The organism is Paraburkholderia sp. EG304 (assembly GCF_046543485.1).
GTDB lineage: Bacteria > Pseudomonadota > Gammaproteobacteria > Burkholderiales > Burkholderiaceae > Paraburkholderia > Paraburkholderia youngii.
This window is the reverse complement of the sequence record NZ_JBKGUA010000330.1, coordinates 1-471: the sequence shown is the minus strand read 5'-3', so window position 1 is coordinate 471 and position 471 is coordinate 1. Positions and strand designations below refer to the sequence as shown.

The 471-nt window shown below is 65.6% G+C and carries 1 protein-coding gene; it reads left to right on the top strand.

What is annotated here, in order from left to right:
- The coding region (locus ACLFKU_RS44130) for a transporter substrate-binding domain-containing protein (protein WP_410853444.1) at positions 1 to 471 on the top strand (471 nt) is incomplete at both ends.

Here is a 471-nt window from a genome sequence, read left to right as displayed (position 1 = left end):
GAGAAGAAGGTGGTCCAGGCGAACTTCGAGACCCTGGAGTCCGGGGCCGCCCTGGACACCGACCAGTGCGACGCCGCGATCTCCGGGATCACCATCACGGACGCGCGCAAGGAGTCCGTGGACTTCTCCAAGCCGTACTTCAACGACCAGATCGCCCTGCTGACCACCAAGGACTCCGGGATCTCCGGCTTCGACGGCGTGGGGGGCAAGACCGTGGGCGTTCAGCAGGCCACCTCCGGTGAGCAGTACGCCAAGGACAAGGGCCTCAAGACCCAGCAGTTCGAGGACGTGGAGCTCATGTTCCAGGCCCTCGAGTCCGGCGGCGTGCAGGCCGTGTCCGGCAACATCTCCACCCTGTCCAAGCGCGCGAGCGAGAACCCGGACCTGGAGGTCGTGCAGTCCGTGGACACCAACGAGAACCTCGGGGTGGCCGTGAAGAAGGGCAACACGGAGCTGCTCGACTCCGTGAAC